The organism is Brevundimonas faecalis (assembly GCF_040549405.1).
GTDB lineage: Bacteria > Pseudomonadota > Alphaproteobacteria > Caulobacterales > Caulobacteraceae > Brevundimonas > Brevundimonas faecalis.
In genome coordinates this window covers 117,039-140,951 of record NZ_JBEPTF010000005.1, presented here as the reverse complement: position 1 = coordinate 140,951, position 23,913 = coordinate 117,039, and the positions used below count along the sequence as shown (strand labels likewise).

The window sequence follows — 23,913 nt, the reverse complement described above, 5'->3', positions numbered from 1 at the left end:
TGATTTCCCCCAGGCCGGATCGGCCTGCCCGCCTCAAGCGGATGTTCCTGGACAGTCGACCGGCTTGATTTCCGGCCGCCTCGCACTCCCGGCGACGGTTGATCCATCGTCCCAGATTATGAACCGAGGTTCCGCTACTTCAAAAATGTCGTCAAGATTTATTTGAGCGTTTGCATAACGAAAAATCGTCAGGCTAGGCTGGAAATCCGAAAACACGCCCGTTTCCTTCGCGAGGTCCGCCCAAGATGCCCTCCCTGCTCCCGCGTTTCGGCCTTGCGGTCGCGGCCGCTCTCGCCCTCGCCTTCCCTGCGGCGGCCCAGACCTTCGACGTCTGGTCCAGCGTCGCCCCGGGCGCCGAAGGCATGCGACAGGTCGAGGTCGTCAGCCCCTTCCCCGGCGGCGGCTTCGACGTTGTCCGGAACGTGACCCGCCCGACGCTGGAGGTCTTCCGACCCGAGCCGGGCGCCGCCACAGGCGCCGCCGTCGTCATCGCGCCCGGCGGGGGCTTCCGCTACCTGACCATGCAGGCCGAAGGCCGGGACGTCGCGCGGGTCCTGGCCGCACGCGGCGTGACCGCCTTCGTCCTCAAATATCGCACCATGGAGACGCCGAGCGATGATCGGGCGCATTGGCGCGACTTCTTCCTCTTCATGGCCGGGGCCGCGCGGTCCAACGGCGCCCTCAATCTGGACGAGGCCGCTGGCCCCGGCATCGCCGACGGCCTGCAGGCGCTGAAGGTCGTGCGCGAACGGGCGGCCGACTGGGGCGTCGATCCGGCCAAGGTCGGCATGATCGGTTTCTCCGCCGGAGCCCGGGTCACGGCCGGCGCGCTTCTGACGCCCGATCCGGCCGCGCGCCCCGCCTTCGCCGGCCTGATCTACGGCGCCAGCTTCAACGACGCCCCCCTTCCCGCCGGCCTGCCGCCGGTCTTCCTGGCCGTGGCCGGCGACGACAAGCTGGCCGAGCCCACCGTGCTGCGCTTCTATCAGGCCGCCGCCCAAACCGGAGCCAAGCCCGAACTGCACGTCTACGCCGACGGCGGGCACGGCTTCGGAATGAACCGCCAAGGCAAGAGCAGCGACTTCTGGATCAACGACCTGCTGAACTGGCTTGAAGTCCGCCAGTTTGCGCGGCCCCGGGATTGAACCTGGTCGGCGGCCGGCCTCAGGCCGCCGCCATCTCCGCCAGCGCGGTCTTCAGCACCTTGCCCAGGCCGTTGCGCGGCAGTTCGTCGACGAAAACGATCGCTGAAACCCGCTGCAGCGAGCTCAGCCTCTCATTGGCCCAGAGACGCAGGGCTTCGGCCTCCACCGTCGCGCCCGGCCGGCGCACGACGAAGGCCATCGGCGTCTCGCCCCACTTGGCGTCCGGCACGCCGACGACGGCCGCCTCGACCACCTCGGGGTGGGCGTCGATCTGGATCTCAAGATCGATCGGGTAGATGTTGAATCCGCCCGAGATGATCATGTCCTTCTTGCGCCCGACGATCTGCAGGAAACCCTCGGCGTCGAAGCGGCCCAGGTCGCCGGTGCGGATGAAGGCGCGTCCGTCCGGCGCCGTCCACCGGCCGGCCGCCGTGGCCTCGGGCCGGTTGTTGTAGCCGATCATCATCTGCTCCGAGTGGCTGACGATCTCGCCGGTTTCACCCGCCGGTTGTTCGACGCCGTCCTCGTTGATGATGCGGATGTCCGAACCCGGCGCCGGCATGCCGACCGTGTGCAGCTTCTCCGGAAACAGATGGGCCGGCAGGAAGCAGATGCCGCCGCCCTCGGTCATGCCGAAGATCTCCAGCAGGCCGCCGGGCCAACGACGCAGCACCTCGGACTTCAGTTCCGCCGAGAAGGGCGCGCTGGTGCAGAACTTCATCTGGAAGGCCGACAGGTCGGCTGCGTCGAAGGTCGGCTCGGCCATCAGGCGCTGATACTGGACAGGCACCAGCATGGTGTGGGTGACGGCGTGCGTCTGCGCCGCCTCCAGGAAGGCGCGCGTATCGAACTTGCGCATGATCACGACCGTGCCCCCCGCCCGCAGCGTCGGCAGCATCGTCACCAGCGTCGTGTTGGAATAGAGGGGCGTGGTCAGCAGCGTGACCGCCTCGGGCGAGAACAGGCCGGAAAGCGCCGCCATCTGGCCTTCGCGCATCCGGTGCGAATGGATGATGCCTTTCGGTACGCCGGTCGTGCCCGACGAATAGATGATGTTGAAGGCCGCCGCCGGGTCCAGCGGCTCGATTGCAAGCGTCGTACCCTCTTCCGCCAGCCAATCCTGCCAAGGTTGGCCGCCGTCCGATCCGTTCAGGGCGACGACGGCGGGCGCGCCGTCCGTACGGTCCAGCCGCGCCGACTGGCTGGCGTCGGAGAACACCAGGCGCGGCCCGGCGTCGTTCAGCATGGCCTTCAGCGTCTCGTCCGTGACGCCCGGCGCCAGCGGAACCGGCGTCATTCCCGCCCGAACGGCGGCCAGGAAGGCGATGGCGTACTCGACGCTCGGCTCGCCCAGCAGGGCGGCGCGATCACCGGCCGACAGGCCGTCTCGCCGAAGCGCCGCCGCCGCGCGGTTCAGCAGGACGTCGAGCATGGCGTAGGTCACGACCGTCTCGCCCTGGATCAAGGCGGGGCGATCCCCGACCTCGCGCGCATGCCCGGCGATCGCTTCGGACAGAGAGGAAACAGTCATGGCGGCCACCTTCACTCATTTTTGCGCGAAAATGAATGTAGCCTCGCCCGGGGCCGCCGTATAGACCGCGTGACCCTGTTCGAAACGCAGGTAGCGCGCGCCGCGCGGCGTGCGCTTCAGTCGCTCTCCCCCATTGGGCAGCCAGACCTCCGCGCGGGTCGCGCCGGGGATCGTCACGTCCAGAACGACAGTCTCCCCTTCCCTGCGCCAGGCGGAACGCACCTCGCCTCGCGGCGTCACGATCCGCCCCGAGGCATGGCCCAGATCGGTCGGCATGGCGGGTCGGATGATCACGTCGGCATAACCCGGCGATCCCGGCCGGATGCCCGCCAGACCCTTGTAGAACCAGTCGCTGACCAGGGCGAAGTAGTGATGGTTCCACGAGCGGGAGTTCAGCCCCCAGCCTTCCAGCATCGTGTGGATGTCGTTGGCCAGCCAGAAGCCCCAGCTCGGCTGGTCCGTACGGGTCACGGCGCGATAGACGGCGTCGGCATGGCCGTAGTCCGTCAGCAGGTTCAGGCCGTACCGCATCGGATAGACGCCCATGGTCAGGACATGGTCGTTGGCCTCCAGATCGGCCGCCACGGCGTCCGCGACCTTCTGCGCCTCGCCGTCCGGCACGATGCCGAAGGCCAGGGGCAGGATGTTCTGGGTCTGGCTGAAGGGCGGCGTCGGCCCGCCTTCGACGGCGCGCGTGACATAGCGATGCGTCTCCGCATCCCAGTACTTGCGGTTATAGGCCTCTCGCACCTCGGCCGCGAGCGCCTGATAGCGCGCCGCATCGACCGTTCTGCCCAGAATCCCCGCGTTCCGCGCCAGGGTGGAGACCATGTAGTAGTAATAGGCGCTGGTCGTGGCGTCCACCGGGCCAAACGGCCCCTTGCCGGCATAGTCGCCCAGCCCCCTGGCGTAGGTGAAGTCCGGCGCCTTGATGAAGGTCGAGGTGTAGTCGACCAGCCGCTTCTGCGCCTCATACATGTCGGCGACGATCCGTTCGTCGCCATAGTGACGCAACAGGTCGTCGGGAATGACAAAGGCGGCCGCATCCCACGCTGGAGTCGGCCCCCAGATGTAGGACCAGCCCGGCGTCTGATCGAACCCATAATAGGGCGTCGACGGCACGATCTCCGGCAACTCCCCGCTGGCCGCCTGGGCGTCGCGGAAGTCCGCCAGCCACTTGGTCCAGACCCGCGCCATGTCGAAGTTGACGCCCGCCGCCGCCGCCGAGGCCTGACCGTCCCCCGTCCAGCCGTTCTTCTCAAGGCTGGGCGTATCGCTCATCAAGCCGTGCATGTTGTTCAGCAGGGCGTTCTGCGACGCCTGCTGGATGCGGTTCAGCAGGGGCTCTCCGCTTTCGAAGGCGCCGATGAAGGGCACGTCGGAATGGATGATCTCCGCCGTGACGAAGTTCTCGTCCGGTGCGCGGTCCAGACCCTCGACCTGGACATAGCGGAAGCCCGCGTAGCTGAAGCGCGGCGCCCAGATCTCCACCCCCTTGCCCGCGAAGGTGTAACGATAGGTCTGCAACTGGGCGTCGATCAGGCCGCTGGCGACCTGGGCCGATCCGTCCTCGTTCTTCTTCTCGGTCAGGACCAGGGTGACGGTCCGCCCCGCCGGCCCCATCCCCCGCAGTTGCGGACGCCCGGTCAGGATGCGGCCGAAGTCGAAGACCCATACGCCGGGCCGCACCTCGACGCGGGCGATAGGCCAGACCTGATCAATGGGCCGGATCGGTTCGGCCGAGGCGGCGACCAGCGCGCCCGTCGGCCCGGATGCTTCCAGCGCGGGCGTCCATCCTTCCGCTGTGAAGCGGGCGGCCCGCCAGCCGACCGGCGCGCGACGGGCGTCATAGCGCTCGCCCGCATAGATGGAGTCATGCAGCGTCGGCCCATCGGCCGTGCTCCAGTCGCGACCGGTCGTCACCACCTCCCGGCGACCATCGGCGAAGACGACCTCGAGTTGGGCGCGCAGCGACGGCTCCGCATGCCACGGCGCCTTGTGGAAATACCATTCGTTGGGCTCGGTCACGCCGTACCAGCCGCGCCCCAGTTCGGCAGCCAGCACATTCTCGCCCGCCTGCAACAGACCTGTCACGTCATAGGTCTGATAAAGCACCCGCTTGCCGTAGTCGGTCCAGCCGGGCGCCATCGGCAGTTCCGACACCGCCTGGCCGTTCACCGTCAGATCGGCCCACCCGCCCGCCGCGACATAGAGGCGGGCCGAGGCGATCTCGTCGCCCGCGAGGGTGAAGGCCCGACGCATCAAGGGAGCCGGATGGGACAGGGGAACCACCAGATCCTTGGTCGGCACGCCGGACGCCAGGATCAGGCCGTCGGGCCCGAGGCTTCCCCCCGACAGAGGATTGTCGCCGTCGGCGAAAACGGTTTCCAGCGGCTCGCCTTCGACAGGAACCACCGCCAGGCGATGAATGACGGCCGCGTCGGGCGCGGCGGACAGCAGGCCGACCGTACCGCGCGTCTGCCCCCCGTCGCGCATCTCGTCGATGGTCCGTCCGTCCAGCCGCGTGACGATGCGATCGCCCACGGCCTCGATGCTCAGGCTATGGCGGCCCTGGCGCAGGGCGTCCGCCGTCATGCCCAGGTCGATCTTCTTGAGCGTCGTCTGGTTGACGGAGGCGCGCGTCCCGCCCGGATAGCGGCGGATCTGCGCGTTCAGCACGGCCCGTCCGCCATCCTCCTCCCCGATCCGCCAGACATAGGCCTCGCCATAGGTCTTGCCCTCGGGCGAGGCCCGGAACAGGACGTCGAACTGACGCCCCTTGAGGGTGAAGTCGACCGTCGTCGTCGCGTCGGACCCCCCCTTGGGCGCCTCGGCGTTTCGCTGGATCCAGGTCGCGGTCCAGTCCGACGGGCTCAGAAGCCCCATCTCCCACGACGAGGTGTTGCTCCAGGGCGTGGCGTGACCCCGCGCGTCCCAGGTCCGCACCTGCCAGACCCGACGTTCGCGCGACGACAGGACCGGCCCCTGATAGACGACGGCGACGGCGTCCGTGGAGGCCGTCCGGCCGGTGTCCCAGACGACCTGCCCCGCCAGGAGCGCCTGCTCGGAAACCCCGACGCGCAGTTGATAGGCGCTCTGTGTCCGCGCCGCAGGAGGGCGCCAGGACAGGCGCGGCCGAGGCGTATCGACGCCGATAGGGCCGGCCGCTCCGTTGACCGCCAGGGCCGAGGGGCGATCGACCGCCTCCATGTCCTCGGCCTGCGCCGCCCCCACGACGGACAGGCAGGCGACTCCCGCCACGACAAGCTTGAGCATCGACATGGCGGTTTCCCCTCCGCGGTCTGGACGGCCGATATCCTCGACCAGGCCGGGTATCGGTCCCGGCCTGAAACGAAGGCGCTAGTTGGCGGGCTGCGCCGGGATAGCGCGCAGCAGGGCGTCCAGTTCGGCCACGGCGGCGTCATCCAGGTTGGCCTGCGGGAACTCCGCCAGTTGCCGCGGCGACAGGCCGCCGATCATTTCGGCCAGACCTGCGGATTCCTCAGGCGTCATCGGCGGAGCGCCGGCGGCGATGCGGCGCTTTTCGAAGAAGGCCCCGACGACGACCTTGGCCTGCGGATCGGCGATCAGCTCGGCCATGGTGGTGTCGACCGTGAAGCGGGGCGCGGGCGCGGCCTCGGCGGCCGACTTGGCCGGCGCCTGAGCGGGCGTCTGGGCCAGGGCGGGGGCCGCGCCTGCGGTCAGGACCAGGGCGGCGGCGAGGGTGAGGCGGCGGATCATGGTCGTTTCCTTGGTTGGTTGTTCTTGAATGATGTCGACGGCCCGCCTCAGCGGACCAGCACCTGGATCAGGGCGTCGGCGTGAGCCTCGATGACGGCGGGGTCGGAAGGGTCGATGTTCCAGACGCGGCGAACCTCCGGCGCCAGGGCGTAGAAGGTCTGGGCCGCGCCGACGAAGATATAGACGAGCGCCGGCGTCGAGACGTCGGGCAGGATGCCCTCGCGCTTGCACATCTCGATGAAGCGGCCCGACACGCGACTGATGTCGGAAATGAAGGCGTCCACGGCCCAGTTCAGCCGCTCGTTCTCGCGCATGCTTTCCTGAACCATCAGGCGGGCGTGCTCAGGATGCTTGGCGTAGTAGAGGACCACGGCGCGGATCACCGCCCGGGCATAGGCCCTGAAGTCGGCGTAGGCCGGATCGTCGTGGCGCGGCATGGCCAATTCCTTGGCCTGGCGCTCGAACAGGAAGGCGACGGCGGCGCGCCAGAGCGCGTCCTTGCTGGAGAAGTGATACTTGATCAGGGCGTTGTGCGCCCCGGCCAGGGCCGCGATCTCGCGCGTCGAGGCGCCGTCGAATCCCTTTTCAGAGAAAACTTCCAGCGCGGCCTGCAGCAGGTTGGCCTGCGTCGCTTCCCGCTGCTGGACCCTCAGGTTCACCTTGGCCAAAACCGCCTGCCCGAACTCATCCATCCAGAGCGGCCCATTCAGAACGACATCCGTCGAAACTGTCAAAGCCCGCTCGACATTCATTATGCATCTGCATAGCGTAATGGCAAGCGACGAAGCCCGCACGTCGCATCGATCGGGAGGACGCCCAGAATGATCCAGACGCTTCGTCAGTTGAAAACCCGCACCGGCTGGACCGCCGCCTGCCTGGGCCTGACCTTCGCCGCCGTCGGCGCCTGCGCCCAGGGCCCCGTCGCCGCCGTATCGCCTGCTGGCCCCTCCGTCGAGATGCGCATCGCCCAGGGTCCGATCCGGGGCGTGGACGAAGGCGCGGTCCTGTCGTTCAAGAACATCCCCTACGCCGCGCCGCCGGTAGGCGACCTGCGCTGGCGCGCCCCCCGCCCCGCCCCGCGCTGGACCGAGGTCCGCGACGCCGGCGCCTATGGCGACGACTGCATCCAGGCCCGCCCCATGTGGGACGACACCCAGACCCGCCTGCCCGTCAGCGAGGACTGCCTGAGCCTGAACGTCTGGACGCCAAAGGATCATGCGGGCGGCCCCGCGCCAGTCATCGTCTGGATCCACGGCGGCGGCTTCGTCATGGGCTCGGGCAGCCAGCCGATCTTCGACGGCGCCCGCCTGGCCGCGCGCGGCGCCGTGGTCGTGACCTTCAACTACCGCCTGGGCCGCTTCGGCTTCTTCGCCCACCCGGCCCTGACCGCCGAGGCCGGCGACGAGCCGACCGGCAACTACGGCCTGATGGACCAGGTCGCAGCCCTGAAATGGGTCCACGACAATATCGCGGCCCTAGGCGGGGATCCGACGCGTGTGACCGTCATGGGTCAGTCGGCGGGCGGCGGATCCGTGCTGCAACTGATGAACATCCCCCAGGCGCGCGGCCTGTTCCATCGCGCCGTCGTCCAGTCGGGCGGCGGCCGCGACCATTGGCCCGCGCTGCGTGAGGCGGGCGGCGCGCGTTCGGCCGAAAGCGTGGGCGTCGCCTTCGCGACGGCGCAGAGCCTGCGCGACGCCACGACCGCCGACCTGCGCTCCATCCCCGCGGACAAGGTCAAGGGGCGCCTGGACCTGCTGACGCCCGAGAAGGACACCTACTCGGGGCCGCTCGTGGACGGTCGTTTCGTCGTCGCCCAGGTGATGGACGCCTTCGCGCGCGGCGCCCAGGCCGACGTCCCCATGATCATCGGCGCCACCGACATGGAGTTGGGCGTCGTCCCCGCCCTGTTCCGAGGCATGCTGGCCGACCGAACGCTGGAAGACGCCGGACTGAGCCGCGAATCCCTGATGGCGATCTACGGCGACCGGGACAGGCTGAACACCTACATGCCGTCCGAACTGACCTTCATCGAACCGGCGCGCCGCCTGGCCGCGCTGGACGCCGGCAAGGGACGCCCGGTCTGGCTCTACAGCTTCGGCTATGTGCCCGAAGGCAAGCGTCGCGACACGGCCGGCGCGGGTCACGCCACCGACGTCCCCTTCAGCTTCGACACCCTGGATCGGATGAAAGGCGCCTTCACCGAGGCGGACCAGAAGATCGCCGCCGCCATGGCCGACTACTGGGTCGCCTTTGCTCGCGACGGCCGTCCCGACGCTGCGCATCAGCCTGCCTGGCCGCGCTACGACGCCCGATCGGATCGCGCCCTGCTGATCGGCGCCGACGGCGTCACGACCGGCCCTGCGCCCCAGGCCGCGCGTCTGGACGCCCTGGGACGGTTGCGCGACAGCCGCGCCTCCGGCGCGCGCTGAACGAAGCTGAAAAGAAGGAACGGAAGGGGGCGCAGGCCCCCTTCTTTTTGCTTCAGGCCGGGGTCAGGACGATCTTCAGCTCGCCCGCGCCGCGCGCCGATATGGCCACGACCTGGGCCTGGACGTCGTGTCTCCATTCGGCCTCCACGCCCGAGATCGCGACGGCGACGCCGTTCGGATAGCGCCAGTTCGGCACGAAGATCTCGGTCGCGCCCTCGATGGCGGGATCCGTCTCGATCGTCGCCGTCAGAACGTTGGCCGTCCCGTCGAACGTCATGCCGGCGATCACTCCCTGCCCGCACTGGACGTAAGGCCGCGAGAAACCCTCCAGCGCCCGCGCGCCCGAGGCGGGATCATCGGCCGTGGTCGTCTGGTCACGGGAAAAGATCGACAGATCCTCCTGGTTCCAGCTGTCGCCGACGCGCAGGTCGTTCGCATTGGTCGCGGAATAGTTCCACTGGGTCGAGGACAGCAGCAGTCCGTCCATCGCGTCGTACATGGCGCCCAGGGCCTGGGAATGGGCGCGCCAGACCCCCGGCCCGCGTTCGCCCTCGGCCCAGCGCTCGAACGCCTCGCCGTGGTTCAGGTCATAGGGAATGCCGAACTCGCCGATCAGGGTCGGCGCGCCGCCGTCGCGCATCGACAGGCCCATGGCGCGGATGAAGCCCAGTTGGAACCCGTACCTCTGGCGATCCTCGTCATGCGCCCGATCGGGATCGAACAGCTTGGTCCCCAGAATCTCGATGTCGTACCAGTGGCTGGCGTTGACCGTCCGCTCCGGCATCGGCTGGGGGAAGGTCTTGCCCTGCAGCATCAGGTAGGGACACATCTCCCCGAACAGCAGCCAGTCCGCACGAAGGCTGCGGATCGCCGCCGCCACCCGGGCGAAGAAGGGCGCCATGAAGTCCTGCTCGTGATCCAGGGCGCGACCGTCATGAACGCGGAAGAAGTCCTCGTCGCGAACCGCCGCCTCGCCTTCAGTCAGGGACCAGGCGCCCGCGACCTCGAACGGATCCGGCCCGTCCTCCAGCCAGATCGAGACGCCGCCGGGGTTGAGGACGGTCTCACCCGAGACCTGCATCCCGCGCCCTTCGCCGCGAGCCATCACCGGCACGGTCGAAGACAGGCCCCGCGCGACCTTCAAGCCGTCCAGCGGCGTCCATGACGGCCCCGGCCAGACGGGCATGGCGCTGGCGGCGTCCGGCCCGGTCCGGCGCTGCGACAGGGGCTGCCCGACCCAACCCAGGCTCGGCTCGTTCAGGCTGTCGAAACCCAAAACATTGGGCAGATGGCGCAGGCGCTCGGCCACGGCCCGCATGGCGCCCAGATAGGTCTCCTGCAGGAAGTCCTGCACATTGCGCCCGCCGACTCGCCATTCCGGCGTCAGGGTCGCCCCGGCGAAGAAGGCGGTCCACATGATCCCGTTCACCGGCATCTGATAGTTCCGCGGCCAGCTCATCATCGGATAGCGATCTTCCTGACGACGCTCGGGCGAGGCGTAGTCGTACCTCTGCTGCATCACATGGACGGCGTCGGCCGCATCGAACGCAGCCAGGTTCAGACCGACCGCCTCGAACACCCAACCGGGGGCGCCGTCGCCGCCGCTCATCCGGCTCCAGACGTCCTGATGGAAGTCGATGAAGACCGCCAGTCCATGCTCGTTCGCCTTGGCGCAGACGGCGGTCAGATAGTCCAGATAGGCCTCGTCATACTGGCCAGGCCCCGCATGCTCGACCGCCTCCCAGGTGGTCAGCAGGCGCAGGACGTTGAACCCCCACCCGCGAATGCGCCCCAGATGCTCGTCCGCCTCCTCCAGCGGGAAGGGACGGCCGATGAAGCTCACGTCGCGATGATCGGAGAAGTCGCGCGGCGGATTCGGCCCCGCGTGGCTGAGCGGGATCTTCGTATCTCCGCCCAGATTGACGCCGCGAAGAATGGCGTGCCGCCCCTGGGCGTCGACGAACCGGGGTCCGTCGATGTCGAACATCAGTTGCTGCATTCGCCTATCGACCTCACGAAAAACTCGTTATACAGTTGGACAATAAGAAATGCGCTGGATGCAAGTCCAGCCTAAAAAATCGTGGGCTTGGAAGGGGTTGGGAATATGGGGCACATCCCGGCGACGGCGCCCGTGCGCATATCCGCGGGTCGCAAGCTGGCGATCGGCGTGGGGGATTTCGGCTGCAATCTGTACTGGCAGATGACGCAGCTCTACCTGCTGTTCTTCTATACCGACGTCATCGGCCTGCCGGCCCAGACGGCGGGTCTCATCTATATGATCGCCCTGATCTGGGACGCGGCGATGGACCCCGTCGTCGGCCTTGTCGCCGACCGCACGCGCAGCCGCTGGGGCCGTTACCGGCCCTATCTGGTGCTGGGCGGGCCGCTCCTGGCCCCGGCCTTCGTCGTCCTCTTCGTCGGCCCCAGCGCCCAGACGGTCGGCGCCGTCGCCTTCGCCCTGATCAGCCAGCTGGTGTTCCGCACCCTCTACGCCGTGGTGGCCATTCCCTATGCTTCGCTGTTCGCGCGCGTCACGACGGACAGCGCCCAGCGCGGCGACCTGACGGGCTTCCGCATGGTCTGCGGCGCCCTGGCCGCCATCATCGTCGCCACCCTGACCCTGCCCCTGGCCACGGCCCTGGGCGGAGGGACCGGAGGTCGCCAGGGATGGTTCATCCTCAGCGCCGTCTACGGCGTGGTCGCCACCGGCTGCCTCCTGCTGACGGCCTGGGGCAGCCGGGGGCTGGACGTCGCCGACCAGGCCTCCCCGCCCCGTCGTCCCTTCGGCGAGGCCTGGCGCAGCCTGGCCTCCAACCGGGCGCTTCACCTGCTGCTGGCGGCCATCGTGATCAGTTCCTTCTCCACCACGATGTTCTCCAAGAACCTGCTGTATTATTTCAAATATATCGTCGGAGACGCCGGCCTGGGCAGCATAGCCCTGGGCGTCATGGCCCTGACGATCGTCCTGACCACGCCGCTGTGGGCGGTGGCCCTGCGCCTGATCGGAAAGCGCAACAGCTGGCTGGCCGGCGCCGTGCCGACCGTCGCAGGCCTCATCCTGTGGCACGTGGCCGACGACCAGTCCCTGACGCTGCTGTTCAGCGCCCTGGGGCTGCAGGCGATCGGCGCGGCCGCCTATGTGGTCTGCTTCTGGTCCATGCTGCCGGACACCGTGGAGTACGGCGAATGGCGCAGCGGCGTTCGGACCGAGTCTCTGGTCTTCGGCCTGACCGTCCTGGGCCAGAAGGTGGCCCTGGGTCTGGGCGCAGGCGTCCTCGGCATGGCACTGACCCGCTTCGGCTACACGCCCAACGTCGCCCAGAGCCCGGAAACCCTGGCCGACATCAAGAACCTGATGTTCTGGGCGCCCCTGGCCGGAACCCTGATCTCCGCAGGGCTGATCTGGTTCTACCCCATCGACCGGCGCACCCACGCCCAGATGGTCGACGACATAACCGCCCGCGCCGCCGCGCCCTCTCACCCCGGTTGAAGGATCGGATGATGATGACCAGAACCAGCCTCGCCGGCGCCAGCGCCCTCGCGGTTCTCGCCTTCGCCTGCGCCGCCCAGGCCCAAGCCCAGGCCCCGGCGGTCGCCGCGCCTTCGGCCGCCGACCCGGCCTGCGCCGCCCTGCTGAACCTTCGCCTGTCCCATGCGCGGGTCGACGCCGCCACGGCCATGAAGACGGGCGACCGCCAGCCGATCGACGCCTTCGGCGTTCCCGCCCTGCCCGCCTCGGCGCCCTATTGCCGCGTCTCGCTCACCCTGACGCCGGTCCCGGGATCCGAGATTCATTCCGAGGTCTGGCTGCCGGTCGCCGACGGCTGGAACGGCAAGTTCGCCGCCATGGGCAACGCCGGCTTCGGCGGCTCGCTCGGCCCGCCGCGCCTGTCGATGCGCCCGGCCGTCGCGCGCGGATATGCCGTCGCGGCCACCGACATGGGCCATGTCGAACCCGGCGCGGACGGCAAGGACGCCTCCTGGGCGCTGAACCAGCCGGAACGGATCATCGACTTCGGCCATCGCGCCAACCATGTCACTGCCGTCGCCGCCAAGGCCGTGATCGCGGCCTATTACGGCCAGGCCCCTCGCCGATCCTATTTCCAGGGCTGCTCGGATGGCGGACGCGAAGCCTTGATGGCGGCCCAACGCTATCCCGACGACTTCGACGGCGTCGTAGCCGGCGCCCCGGGCGCTCCCTGGACCCATCTGATGACCAGCTTCGCCTGGTCCTGGAAAGTCGCGCACCAGAACCCGGCCAGCCGGTTGAAGGCCGCCAACCTGACCCGCATCCAGACCGCCGTGCTTGAGGCCTGCGACACTCTGGACGGCGTCAAGGACGGCGTGATCGAGGACCCGCGCATCTGCCGCTTCGATCCCGCCTCGCTCCTGTGCGACCGCAACGCCGCCGAAGGCTGCCTGAGCGCCGAACAGCTCGCCGCCGTGCAGGGCCTTTACGGCGGCCCGCGCCGGGGCGTGACCGGCGCCGCCCTCTATCCCGGCTTCGCGCCGGGCGGCGAGGCCCAGCGTTCGGGCTGGGACCTGTGGATCAGCGGCGACGCGGCCCAGCATCCCGACTTCGCCCGCTCCTTCTTCGCCAACTTCGTCTTCAATGACGCCGATTGGACGCTGGACCAGTTCGATTTCGACAAGAGCTTCGACACGGCGCGCGAGCGGATGGCCGGGATCACGGATTCCGACAACCCGGACATGTCCGCCTTCAAGGCCTCGGGCGGCAAGCTTTTGATGTACCACGGCTGGAACGACGCGGCCCTGCCCGCCGAAGGCACCATCCAGTATTTCGAGAACGTCCGCGAAACCATGGGCGTGGACGAAGTCGATCAGTTCGCCCGCCTCTTCATGGTGCCCGCCATGGGCCACTGCTTCGGCGGCCCGGGCCCCAACGCCTTCGACAGCTTGGCCGTCCTCGACGCCTGGGTCGAAAGCGGATCGGCGCCGGATCGGATCGTGGCCAGCAAATACGCCAACGACCTGGCGCCCCTGCTGAACATGCCGACGGGCCCCGCCCTCAGCACCCGGCCGCTGTGCGCCTACCCCGCTACGGCGCGCTGGAAGGGCGAGGGTTCGACCACGGATGAAGCCCAGTTCGTGTGCGTCGTCCCACCGCCGGCCAAGGCCTGAATCAGAAAGAGGGCGAGCCTCGCATGGAGCAGAACATGGAAAGTCACGTTCAGGGCTCCCGCCAGCCCGCCCTTCTGGACCACACCATCGGCGCCGCCCTGGCCCAGGCCGCGGATCGCTGGGGCGACCGCGAGGCCGTGGTCTGCACGGCACAGGACGTCCGCCTGACCTGGGCGGAGCTGAACCGCCGCGCCGGAGACTTCGCCTCCGGACTTCTGGCCTCGGGCCTGCGTCCCGGCGACCGCATCGGCATCTGGTCGATGAATCGCGTCGAATGGATCATCACCCAGTTCGCCGCCGCCCGGGCCGGACTGATCCTGACCACCATCAACCCCGCCTATCGTCTGGACGAGTTGGAGTATGCGCTGAAGAAGGTCGGGTGCCGCGCCCTGGTGCTGTCGCCGCCCTTCAAGACCAGCGACTATCCGACCCTGATCCGCACCCTGGCCCCGGAACTGGACCGGGCCTCGCCCGCAGGCCTGAATGCGCGACGCCTGCCCGATCTGAAGCTGGTCATCCAGATGGAGTCGCCGACCTTGGCGGGCGCACTCGGCTTCGACGCCGTCGAGGCCCTGGGCCGCGACGTCGGGCCGGACAGTCTCCGCGCGGTCGAGGCGGTCCTGACCTGCCACGACCCCATCAATATCCAGTTCACCAGCGGCACCACCGGACGCCCCAAGGGCGTGACGCTGAGCCACCACAACATCCTGAACAACGGCTACATGGCTGGGGCCGCGATGGCGATCACGCCGGACGACCGCATCTGCACGCCCGTGCCGCTCTATCACTGCTTCGGCATGGTGCTCAGCGTCATGGCGGCCCTGTCGCACGGCTCGGCCATGATCTTCCCCGGCGAGGGCTTTGATCCGCTCGCGACGCTTCAGGCCGCCGCCGCCGAGCGCTGCACGGCTCTGTACGGCGTCCCGACCATGTTCATCGCTGAACTGGAGCATCCGCGTTTCGCCGAGTTCGACCTGACCCGGCTGCGCACCGGCATCATGGCCGGCTCGCCCTGCCCGATCGAGGTCATGCGCAAGGTCATCGACCGCATGCACATGCGCGACATCACCATCGGCTACGGCATGACCGAGACCAGCCCGCTCAGCTTCCAGAGCGGCGGCGACGATCCGCTGGAGCGGCGCGTCTCGACCGTGGGGCGCATCCATCCGCATGTCGAATGCAAGATCGTCGACGCCGAAGGCGCCGTCCTGCCCTATGGCCGGCCGGGCGAGCTCTGCACGCGCGGCTATTCCGTCATGATCGGCTACTGGAACGATCCGGAACAGACCGCCGCCTCCATCGACGCCGACGGCTGGATGCACAGCGGCGACCTGGCGACCTTCGACGAGGAGGGCTACTGCCAGATCGTCGGGCGATTGAAGGACATGATCATCCGCGGCGGCGAGAATCTCTACCCGCGCGAGATCGAGGAATACCTCTATCGCCACCCCAAGATTCAGGACGTTCAGGTCTTCGGCGTGCCGGACGACCGTTACGGCGAACAGGTCTGCGCCTGGGTCATGCTGATCGAGGGCGAGACCATGGATCGCGAGGAGCTGCTGGAATTCTGCCGGGGCGAGATCTCCCACCAGAAACTGCCCCACTATGTCCGCTTCACGCGCGACTTCCCCCTGACCGTCACCGGTAAGATCCAGAAATTCGCCATGCGCGACGCCATGATCGCCGAACTGCAGGCCGAAGCCGCCGCGCAGCCGGCGGGTTGATCCGCCCGGCTCGCAACCTCTCCTTGCCCGCCGCTTCTCCCTGAAAGAGCGCGAATGAACACTCAGCCCGCAGAACATCGGCCCGCAGGCCTGGCCTTCGCCTATGTCACTAGCCTCTTCTTCGCATGGGGCTTCGTCACCGCCCTGATCGACCCGCTGATCCAGGCGGTGAAGCGGGTCTTCGACCTGACGACGGCCGAGGCCATGCTGACCGCCTCGGCCTGGTTCATCGCCTACGGCGTCGCCTCCCTGCCCGCCGGCTGGATCCTGTCCAGGCTGGGCTACAGCCGCGCCATCATCGCCGCCCTGGGCGCCATGGTGCTGGGTTGCGTCCTGGTTCCCTTGGCGACCCTGGTCGACGTCTATGCTCTGGTGCTGGCCTCGCTCTTCATCATCGCCAGCGGCGTCACCCTGCTCCAGGTCGCCGCCAACCCCCTGTCGGCGGCTCTGGGCGAGCCCCGGACCGCCCATCTGCGACTGACCTTCTCCCAGGCCTTCAACTCTCTCGGCGCCACGCTCGGCCCCGTGATCGGCTCGACGATCCTGCTGACGGGCGGCGTCTTCGCCGCGGACGCCGTGATCACCCCAGCCGCGCGTGGAGAATCCCTGCGCTCGATCGACTTCGCCTTCCTCGCCGTCGGCGCCTTCTTCGCCGTCGTCGCCTTCTTCCTGTGGACCGCGCGCCGGCGGATCGAAGCCGCCGTCGCCGACCGCCGCCCCGAACAGGCCGCCTCGCCGCTCGCCGCCTTCCGCTCGGGCTGGGCCGTGTTCGGCGGGGCCGCCATCTTCTTCTACGTGGGAGCCGAGGTGACGATCGGCGCCCTGCTGATCCCCTTCATCAGCTCCGCCGAGGGCCTGGGCCTGCCGCCGCATGAGGCGGGACACATGGTGGGCTGGTACTATTGGGGCGCCGCCATGGTCGGCCGGTTCGTCGGCAGCGCCCTGCTCACCCGCGTGCCGGCAGGCTATCTCCTGTCGATCTGCACGATCATCGCCGCCGCCCTGGCCCTCGTCGTCACCCAGTCCGAAGGCGCCACCGCCGCCTATGCCGCCCTGGGCGTCGGCTTCTTCAACTCCATCATGTTCCCGACCATCTTCAGCCTGACGCTGGAGCGTTCCAGCGCCTCCGCCTCCGCCACGTCCGGCCTGCTCGTCTTCGGCATCATCGGCGGCGCGATCCTGCCGCCGCTGGCCGGCGCCGTGGCCGATGCAGCCGGCGCGGTCGGCCCAGCCTTCTTCATTCCCTTCGCCGGATACCTCTTCCTGGTCGCCTTCGCCCTGGCCTGCGCGCGCACCACGCGGCTCGCGAGACGACAAGCCGCAGCGGCATCCGACTGAGCGACACTGCAGGCCACGCGAACAAACCGGCAATCCGCCCCCTGCAATTCATCGTTTCCTGATGCATTTCCCGGGGCTTGCCCCTATCAGCTTGGCTGACGGGTCGGCTGCAGGGAGTTGACCCACGATTGAACCTCTGGGGGAGGGTCGAAGTTGTTCATCGGCTTCATCTTGCTGCTTGTCGGCTATTTCGTACCGAGCATGATCGCCTTCGCGCAGAAGCGGCGCGGCCGCGGCGAGATTCTGCTGTTCAACTTCCTGCTGGGATGGACCATCGTCGGCTGGATCGCAGCCCTTGTGATGACCCTGATGCTTGAGCGTGAACCCAAGGTGCTGCCCCAGATGGGCGCATCGCTGATGCCGGACGGCCCCGGCGCGATCGCGAACAGCGCAGGCGGATCGATCCGGTTCGACGGTCGCGAGGTGACCATAGCCCGCAGCGGCGCTCTCAGCTTCATGATCCATGGCCTCGCCGGCCAGAAGCATATTGCACTGAAGGCCATCCAGGCCGTCCAATTTCGCCCCGCCGGGCACGGGGTCCGCGGCTATCTCCAACTGACTGTGCTCGGAGGGATGGAGGATCGCGCCGGCGCCCTGGGCGCGGCGGGCGATGAGAACAGCGTCCTGTTCGACATCCAGGATCAGCCGGCTTTCGAACGCATGGCCGGGCTGATCCGGCGCGCCATCTCTGGCGAGGTCTCGCCTCCCCCCTATGTCGCCCCGGCGGCGAGGGTCGCTGCGTCGCCTCCCCCCGTTCCGTCCGCCTCCATGCCCGGCGCCAAGCCGCCCAGAAGCCGCACGATAGGCTGGATCGCGGCGATTGGTCTGTCCTGCCTGGCGGGCGCGGCCATTATCGTCGCCGCCAGCAACGGGTCGGGCGCCAAGGCGCCCGCCTCAGCGACGAAGGAAGACGCCGTTCCACCCGCCCCCAAAAGCCCGTGGCATTATGAAGAGCAGCGGAACGCCATGACGGACGGGACCGACCATTGGGCCTGCACCACCTCGACCAACGGATTCCAGCGGTCTCAGAACGACGAGGCCGTCACCGCCGACCTCTGCATCCGCCAGTCGTCTGAACATGGCCTGGACGCCTACATCACGCTCAACGGCCGCGGTCAGATCGATTGCTGGATCAATCCCGACTGCAGGATCAAGGCGCGCTTCGACGATGACCCCGCTCAGTCCTTTTCCGGAAACAGCTCCGAACGCATGGAGCCGAACATCGCCTTCATCGCGAACGCCGAGCGCTTTGTTCGCCATGTGAAATCGGCCGACGTCACCCGCCTGCAGATGTCCATCTACGCCGCCGGCGAGCCGGTGCTGGAATTCAATACCGCCGGCCTGGAATGGCCGCGGCCCGCTCCGGCCGCTGAATGATGCGCAACCCCGGATAGGCCGCCGTCATGCTGCTCATGCTTCTCGCTGTGTTGGCGGCGCCGCAGGACGCCTCGCCCGCTCTTCGCGTGGGGACCTACAGCTATCCGCAGTATGATCGCGAAGCGGCCCTCGCGCCCCTCGCCAGGGCGGTCGAGCAGGTCGCCGGACGGCCCGCACACGTCGTCCTGCTCGATACGCCGGACGCCCTCGCCGACGCCATGTGCCGGGGCGAGGTCGATGTGGCCATGACCAACCTCGGCGCCTTCGTGAAGATGCGCGAATGCCCTCGGCTGCAGGCCGTCGCGGTGCTGGATACGCCGCCCGGCGTGCTCGACCGCTATCGCGGCGTTCTGCTGACGCGCCGCGACACGGCGATCGCCGACCTGACCGAGCTCGCGTCGCGCGCCCGCGACCTGCGCTACAGCGAAGTTCTGCCCGGCTCGACCTCCGGCGCCCTGGTCCAGGCGGAGGCGCTTGGTTCGGTCGGGATCGCACCGATGGACTTCTCCGGCCTGCGTCATGCACGCACCCACGAAGGCGCGCTTGCAGACCTTCAGGAAGGACGCGCCGACATCGCCGCCCTGGCCGAGGAGCCCTGGCGCAAGTTCGCCGCCGATCACCCGGATCGCGCCGCCGCCCTGACGCCCCTGTGGCGCTCGGAACCTCTGCCGCCGGGCCCGGTGACCTGCCGTGAAGCCGCCGTCGATTGCGCCGCCTTGGGCGCGGCCCTGCTGGGTCAGGCAGGCGACGCCGTTGCAGCCCCTTTGTCCGAAGGCTGGAGCGAAACCCTAGGCGCGAAAGGTTTCATCCCCTTCGACGCCTCGCGCTATGCCCCTTTCAAGCCCAGATGATCCGAAAGATGCTCGGACGACCCGGCGACCTGATCGAGGCTTGAAGGTTCAAATGACCTACGCAACCGCTCCCAGCTACACGACCTTTCCCACGGCGGCCGGCGAATGCGCGATCGCCTGGAACGACGCCGGGGTCGTCGGTTTTCTCCTTCCCGCCCAGGATTACGCCGACGTCCGGCGCTGGCGCACACGTCGGGCGCCGGACGCACGACACGGCACGCCCGATGCACGCATCGATGGGGTGATCGCCGCCGCAACCCGGTATTTTGAGGGCGAAGCCGTCGACTTTTCCGAAATCCCCGTCGATCTCGGCGGGCAGGACGTGTTTTTCACGCGGATCTACCAAGCCCTTCGCCAGGTCAAATATGGTGAAACCACAACCTACGGCGCCCTCGCTCGAGACCTGGGCGTGGGTCCTGAGAGGGCTCGCGACGTCGGCGTCGCCATGTCGACCAACCCTGTGCCGCTGATCATTCCCTGCCATCGCGTCCTGGCCGCCGGCGGCAAGATCGGCGGCTTCTCCGCCCCTGGCGGATCGGAATCCAAGGTCCGCATGCTGCGCCTTGAGGGTGTCGAGATCATCGAGCCGAAACCCGGCAAACCCGCCTCGCCGACGCAGGGCGCGTTCGAGTTCTGATAGGCGCGCCTTGCACGGATCGCCCGGTCGTTCGCCATGCCGGTAATCGGCTATTCAGGCGAGGCGTCGACGGCGACAAGATGAGCCTTGTCTATTTCGACGCCGCCTGCCCTGCCACGAGGCTGGCGTCAGGCGACATGGGGAAACCACGCCCTGACGTCGTCATGCCGAGGTGTCGACGGAGGTCGGGGCCGCATTCCAACCCTGCAGGATGTTCCGCATCAGTCGGGCGACAAGCGCATCGCTGATCGGCCCCGCCGTTATTTCGGCGGCCGCCCGCTCCTTCATCTCATCCCGTTCCCGCGTCGAATGGCGAAAGCCTCCGGCAGGCGTCGTATCGGCGGACGGAGTATCGGGCGGCGGCGTCTTGCTCTCGAACCGATCAAGCAATTTCTGCCGACGTTCGAACGGATCCGGTTCACCCGGCGCTATTTGCCCAGCGTCGCCGTGGATCGAAACGGGCCGGATCGCCGCTTGAGCCGGGTCGGCCCGGATCGGATCGCCGCCGAGCTTCAGCTTCACCCTATGACCCACCAGGACCTCGTCGGGACGCAGCAGGCCGTCGCCGTTCAGGTCCCTGGCCAGGAAGAGCTGGGTGGGGCTGTAGCCGGCGTCGACGCTGGCCGATCGGCGCACCGCACGCTCGGCGTCCATCTCCTCGGCGCTCAAGGCTCCGTCCCCGTCCAGGTCCGCCCTCGCGAACAGACTGGCGACGATCTTCCTGTCGTTTTCGGGCGTTACCGCTTCCTGCGCGACCAGCATGGCGTTGATCGTGTCGGCGGCGAAGCGATCGGACGGCGCCATCTCCGCGCGAACCACCCGGCCGTCGCCGTCGGCGTCCAGGGCCTTGAACGCCGCCTCGGCGTCCTTTGCAGAGACCCCGCTGGCCGCGCCGACCTCCGCGCGCGAAAGCGCATCGTCGCCATCCGTGTTCAGTCGCTCGAACAACTTGCCGTAAAGCTGCTGGGTCAGCCCGCCCCCGCCCGTGATCGCCGCCATCTCGCCGCTCCCCGCATGGTTCCATGTCAGACGCGAGCAAGGGCGGCGCCAAGCTGTCGCGGCCTTGCATGACCGTCAACCAGAGTTGACGCAATCGTTGCCGTCAACTAAGGTTGACGCATGACCGATCTGCGCGACATCGTCATTCCGACCGACCCCGCCGAAGGGCTCGCGGCGGTCGTCGCCCTTCGCAGACTGGCGGACAGCGTCGAACGCGAGGCCGTCCGCGCGGCCCTGCGCCAGGGCTGGTCATGGTCGCGGATCGCCCAGGCCCTGGGGATCACCAAGCAGGCGGCCCACAAACGACTGTCCGATGTCACGGCAGACGGCTCCAGATAAGGATTCTTCGATGTTCCAAGGCCTCAAATCCAAGCTCGACGACATGGGCGCCGTCAAACGTCTCTGCGAACGGGCCGAAGCCTACGCCCTTCAGGATCAGCAGCGGCAGCCCGGCGCCGAACACTTCCTGCTGGCGGCGCTCGACCTGCCCGACGGCACGGCGCGACACGCCTTCGAACAGGCCGGCGCCGAGCCCGACGCCCTGAGAGCCGCGATCGATCAGCAATACGCCGACGCCCTTCGCGGCATCGGCCTGATCGCAGAGACGCCGACCGCCGCGCCCTTGCCGACGCCTTCTGGCCCCTATCAGGCCGCCGCCTCGGGCCAGGCGGTCATGCAGGCCCTGGCGGCGCCCCGAAAGAGCCACAGCCCCCTGCTCGGCGCCCACGTCGTGGCGGTCGTCGCCGACATGTCGGAAGGCGTGGCCCCTCGCGCGCTGCGCGCTCTGGGCGTCGATCTCGCGCGTCTGAAATCGACGGCCGACGCGATCGCCCAGGCGGCCCACACCCGCTGACGAGCGCCGTCAGCCGCCGACTGCGGCGGCGTGCTGGGCCGCCATCTCGGCGTCGGCGGCGGTGATCCGCTGGAACGCGGGCCGCGACGTGATCCGCTCCGCATAGCGCACGAACGTCTCCTTCTTCGGCACGATGCCGAACATTATGGTCCAGCTGAGCGCGACGCCCCACAGGATGTCCGCGGCCGTCATGCGCTCGCCCAGCAGATAGGGCCCGCGCGCAAGCTGCGCCTCCAACGTCGCCAGCATGGTGTCATAGTCGGCATAGGGCGACTGATTGATCGGCGCCGGCTCGCGGTTCAGGGCCTTGTCCATCAGCGCCGGCTCGAACGACGATCCGTAATAGGCGATCCAGCGCAGATAGGGACCGCGCAGCGGGTCGTTCACCGCGGGCGTCAGTCCCGCCTGCGGAAAGAGGTCCGCGAGGAAGAGGGTGATGGCGACCTGTTCGGTGACCAAGGCGTCACCCTGGCGAACGGCAGGCACCTTGCCCAGCGGATTGATCGCGAGATAGGCGGGCTGCCGCTGCTCGCCCGTCTTGGCGTTCAGGGCATGGAGATCATAGGGCGCGCCCAGTTCCTCCAGCAGCACCCGCGTCCCGGTCGCACGGCTCTGGGGCGAGTAATAGAGGGTGATCGGTTGCATTTCGGTCATGGCCGTTTCCATCAGGCGTGTTGTCGATGACCTGTCGTAAGCCCCCATACCTGACACCTTCTGTCATGTATGGTTCAAGGGTTCATGCGCGCGAGCCGAATGTTGTCGATTCTCACCACCCTTCAGGCCAGGGGGCGGGTCACAGCGCCCGAACTCGCGGAAGCCTGCGAGATCTCGGTGCGGACCATCTATCGCGACATCGACGCCCTGGCGGCCTCAGGCGTCCCCGTCTACGCCGACAGAGGCGCGGACGGCGGCTATCGACTGCTCGACGGCTACCGGGTGCGATTGAACGGCTTGTCGCAGAGCGAAGCCGGCGCACTGTTCCTGGCGGGACTGCCGGGCCCGGCCGCCGCGCTCGGCCTCGATGCGGCGATGATCGCCGCCCAGAACAAGCTGATGGCCGCCCTGCCGGCGCACCTGCGCCAGGACGCTGGTCGAACCCAGGAGCGGTTCCACCTGGATGCGCCAAACTGGTTCGGCGAGGCCGAAGAGCCGCAACACCTGCGCGCCATCGCCGACGCGGTCCTGCGCGGGACCCTGATCACGATCCGCTACCAGAGCTGGCGTTCGGAAAGGCGCCGACGCCTGGCCCCGCTCGGCCTCGTGCTCAAGGCCGGCGCTTGGTATCTGGCCGGACTGATCGACGGCGACGTCCGGACCTATCGGGTCGCTCGCGTTCTCGACTGCACGACCCACGACGACGCCTTCGACCGCCCCGCCGCCTTCGATCTGGCCGCCTACTGGCGAGACTCGACCCTGCGCCTCGAAGCCGAGATGCACCCCCATGTCGCCGTCGTCCGCCTCTCGCAGGACGGCGTGAGCCTGCTCGACGCCTTGAGCCGGCCCTATATCAAAGCGCGCTTGCAACTCGATCAGACCGCAGACGCCGACGGCTGGCGCATCGCCCGCTTCCCGATCGGCAAGACCCTATGGCACGCTGCGGCCGAGTTGCTGCGCCTCGGCCCCGAGGCTGAAGTGCTGGAACCCGTCGACCTCCGCGAGAAAATGGCCGAACTCGCCCAGGCCACGGCGAAGCTCTACCATCCGGCGCGGACCGCCTGAGGGCGAGGCGCTGCATCCTTTCAGGCGCTGACCCATTCATTGGGCATCGGAGGACGCCTCATGATTCCTGGTTCAACCTTTGGCGCCGTCGGCGGCCTGGCCTTGGCGGCGCTTATGCTCTCTGGCTGTGAAAGCGCAGCCCCGCCTGCGGATGAAAACCTGGCGGCGATTTGCAGACCCGACGCCGCTGAGGCGCTGGCGGGTCGGGATCGCATCACCGACGAGCAGGCCCGGCGGCTCACCGGCGCCTCCAGCGTGCGCCAGATCCAACCGGGACAGCCCGTCACCCAGGACTATCGCCAGGAGCGCGTGACCATCGAAACCCATCCCTCGACAGGCAAGATCGTCAGGGCCTTCTGCGGCTAACCCCCTTCTTTCCCCTCGGGCGAGACGGCCTAGGGCCATGGCGGCAGTTTGAAAGATT

20 protein-coding genes are annotated in these 23,913 nt (G+C 68.3%); 13 read left to right on the top strand and 7 right to left on the bottom strand.

Going from position 1 to position 23,913, the window contains the following annotated elements:
- Positions 1–245 precede the first annotated feature (245 nt).
- Positions 246–1,145 (top strand): alpha/beta hydrolase, encoded by a 900-nt coding sequence (locus ABIE19_RS15895; protein ID WP_354090206.1) that lies wholly within the window; start codon positions 246–248, stop codon positions 1,143–1,145.
- A gap of 19 nt (positions 1,146–1,164) precedes the next feature.
- On the opposite strand, the gene ABIE19_RS15890 is transcribed toward ABIE19_RS15895, so the two are convergent.
- From ABIE19_RS15890 to ABIE19_RS15875, 4 genes are all read right to left on the bottom strand, one after another.
- A complete protein-coding gene (locus ABIE19_RS15890; protein WP_354090205.1) occupies positions 1,165–2,676 on the bottom strand; it encodes a class I adenylate-forming enzyme family protein in 1,512 nt (503 codons plus the stop codon).
- A 15-nt stretch (positions 2,677–2,691) separates the two neighbouring features.
- Entirely contained in the window at positions 2,692–5,958 is a 3,267-nt protein-coding gene (locus ABIE19_RS15885) for a family 78 glycoside hydrolase catalytic domain (protein WP_354090204.1), read from the bottom strand.
- Between the two features lie 78 nt (positions 5,959–6,036).
- Positions 6,037–6,417 carry a hypothetical protein gene (locus ABIE19_RS15880; RefSeq protein ID WP_354090203.1) on the bottom strand — a complete coding sequence of 127 codons (381 nt, stop codon included), beginning with the start codon at positions 6,415–6,417 and terminating at the stop codon, positions 6,037–6,039.
- A gap of 47 nt (positions 6,418–6,464) precedes the next feature.
- A complete protein-coding gene (locus tag ABIE19_RS15875) occupies positions 6,465–7,109 on the bottom strand; it encodes a TetR/AcrR family transcriptional regulator (RefSeq protein WP_354090202.1) in 645 nt (214 codons plus the stop codon).
- A gap of 129 nt (positions 7,110–7,238) precedes the next feature.
- On the opposite strand from ABIE19_RS15875, the gene ABIE19_RS15870 reads away from it, so the two are divergent.
- Positions 7,239–8,849: a carboxylesterase/lipase family protein gene (locus ABIE19_RS15870; RefSeq protein WP_354090201.1), complete on the top strand. Its 1,611-nt coding sequence runs from the start codon at positions 7,239–7,241 to the stop codon at positions 8,847–8,849.
- Between the two features lie 52 nt (positions 8,850–8,901).
- Here the strand turns inward: ABIE19_RS15870 and ABIE19_RS15865 are convergent, their stop codons facing one another.
- Positions 8,902–10,848, bottom strand: a complete 1,947-nt coding sequence (locus ABIE19_RS15865; RefSeq protein ID WP_354090200.1) for a glycoside hydrolase family 5 protein — start codon at positions 10,846–10,848, stop codon at positions 8,902–8,904.
- Between the two features lie 105 nt (positions 10,849–10,953).
- On the opposite strand from ABIE19_RS15865, the gene ABIE19_RS15860 reads away from it, so the two are divergent.
- From ABIE19_RS15860 to ABIE19_RS15830, 7 genes are all read left to right on the top strand, one after another.
- Entirely contained in the window at positions 10,954–12,339 is a 1,386-nt protein-coding gene (locus ABIE19_RS15860) for an MFS transporter (protein ID WP_354090199.1), read from the top strand.
- A gap of 8 nt (positions 12,340–12,347) precedes the next feature.
- Entirely contained in the window at positions 12,348–13,991 is a 1,644-nt protein-coding gene (locus ABIE19_RS15855) for a tannase/feruloyl esterase family alpha/beta hydrolase (protein WP_354090198.1), read from the top strand.
- Positions 13,992–14,026: 35 nt separating this feature from the next.
- Complete coding sequence (locus ABIE19_RS15850; protein ID WP_354090197.1) at positions 14,027–15,715, top strand: AMP-binding protein; 1,689 nt, start codon at positions 14,027–14,029, stop codon at positions 15,713–15,715.
- 54 nt (positions 15,716–15,769) lie between these two features.
- A complete protein-coding gene (gluP, locus tag ABIE19_RS15845) occupies positions 15,770–17,053 on the top strand; it encodes a glucose/galactose MFS transporter (RefSeq protein WP_354090196.1) in 1,284 nt (427 codons plus the stop codon).
- Positions 17,054–17,206: 153 nt separating this feature from the next.
- Positions 17,207–18,430, top strand: coding sequence for a superinfection immunity protein (locus tag ABIE19_RS15840; protein ID WP_354090195.1), 1,224 nt, complete (start codon positions 17,207–17,209; stop codon positions 18,428–18,430).
- Positions 18,431–18,456: 26 nt separating this feature from the next.
- Complete coding sequence (locus ABIE19_RS15835; protein ID WP_354090194.1) at positions 18,457–19,281, top strand: phosphate/phosphite/phosphonate ABC transporter substrate-binding protein; 825 nt, start codon at positions 18,457–18,459, stop codon at positions 19,279–19,281.
- Between the two features lie 52 nt (positions 19,282–19,333).
- Positions 19,334–19,918 (top strand): methylated-DNA--[protein]-cysteine S-methyltransferase, encoded by a 585-nt coding sequence (locus tag ABIE19_RS15830; protein WP_354090193.1) that lies wholly within the window; start codon positions 19,334–19,336, stop codon positions 19,916–19,918.
- Positions 19,919–20,080: 162 nt separating this feature from the next.
- Here the strand turns inward: ABIE19_RS15830 and ABIE19_RS15825 are convergent, their stop codons facing one another.
- A complete protein-coding gene (locus ABIE19_RS15825; protein ID WP_354090192.1) occupies positions 20,081–20,917 on the bottom strand; it encodes a hypothetical protein in 837 nt (278 codons plus the stop codon).
- A gap of 120 nt (positions 20,918–21,037) precedes the next feature.
- Between ABIE19_RS15825 and ABIE19_RS15820 the strand changes: the two genes are divergently transcribed.
- Positions 21,038–21,256 carry a helix-turn-helix domain-containing protein gene (locus ABIE19_RS15820; RefSeq protein ID WP_354090191.1) on the top strand — a complete coding sequence of 73 codons (219 nt, stop codon included), beginning with the start codon at positions 21,038–21,040 and terminating at the stop codon, positions 21,254–21,256.
- Positions 21,257–21,266: 10 nt separating this feature from the next.
- A complete protein-coding gene (locus tag ABIE19_RS15815) occupies positions 21,267–21,770 on the top strand; it encodes a Clp protease N-terminal domain-containing protein (RefSeq protein ID WP_354090190.1) in 504 nt (167 codons plus the stop codon).
- Positions 21,771–21,779: 9 nt separating this feature from the next.
- On the opposite strand, the gene ABIE19_RS15810 is transcribed toward ABIE19_RS15815, so the two are convergent.
- Positions 21,780–22,424, bottom strand: coding sequence for a glutathione S-transferase family protein (locus ABIE19_RS15810; RefSeq protein WP_354090189.1), 645 nt, complete (start codon positions 22,422–22,424; stop codon positions 21,780–21,782).
- Positions 22,425–22,523: 99 nt separating this feature from the next.
- Between ABIE19_RS15810 and ABIE19_RS15805 the strand changes: the two genes are divergently transcribed.
- Together ABIE19_RS15805 and ABIE19_RS15800 are read left to right on the top strand one after the other, a co-directional pair.
- Positions 22,524–23,489, top strand: a complete 966-nt coding sequence (locus tag ABIE19_RS15805; protein WP_354090188.1) for a helix-turn-helix transcriptional regulator — start codon at positions 22,524–22,526, stop codon at positions 23,487–23,489.
- Between the two features lie 60 nt (positions 23,490–23,549).
- The gene (locus ABIE19_RS15800; protein ID WP_354090187.1) at positions 23,550–23,855 is read left to right on the top strand and encodes an I78 family peptidase inhibitor; all 306 of its coding nucleotides are present in this window, start codon (positions 23,550–23,552) and stop codon (positions 23,853–23,855) included.
- Positions 23,856–23,913: the final 58 nt, after the last annotated feature.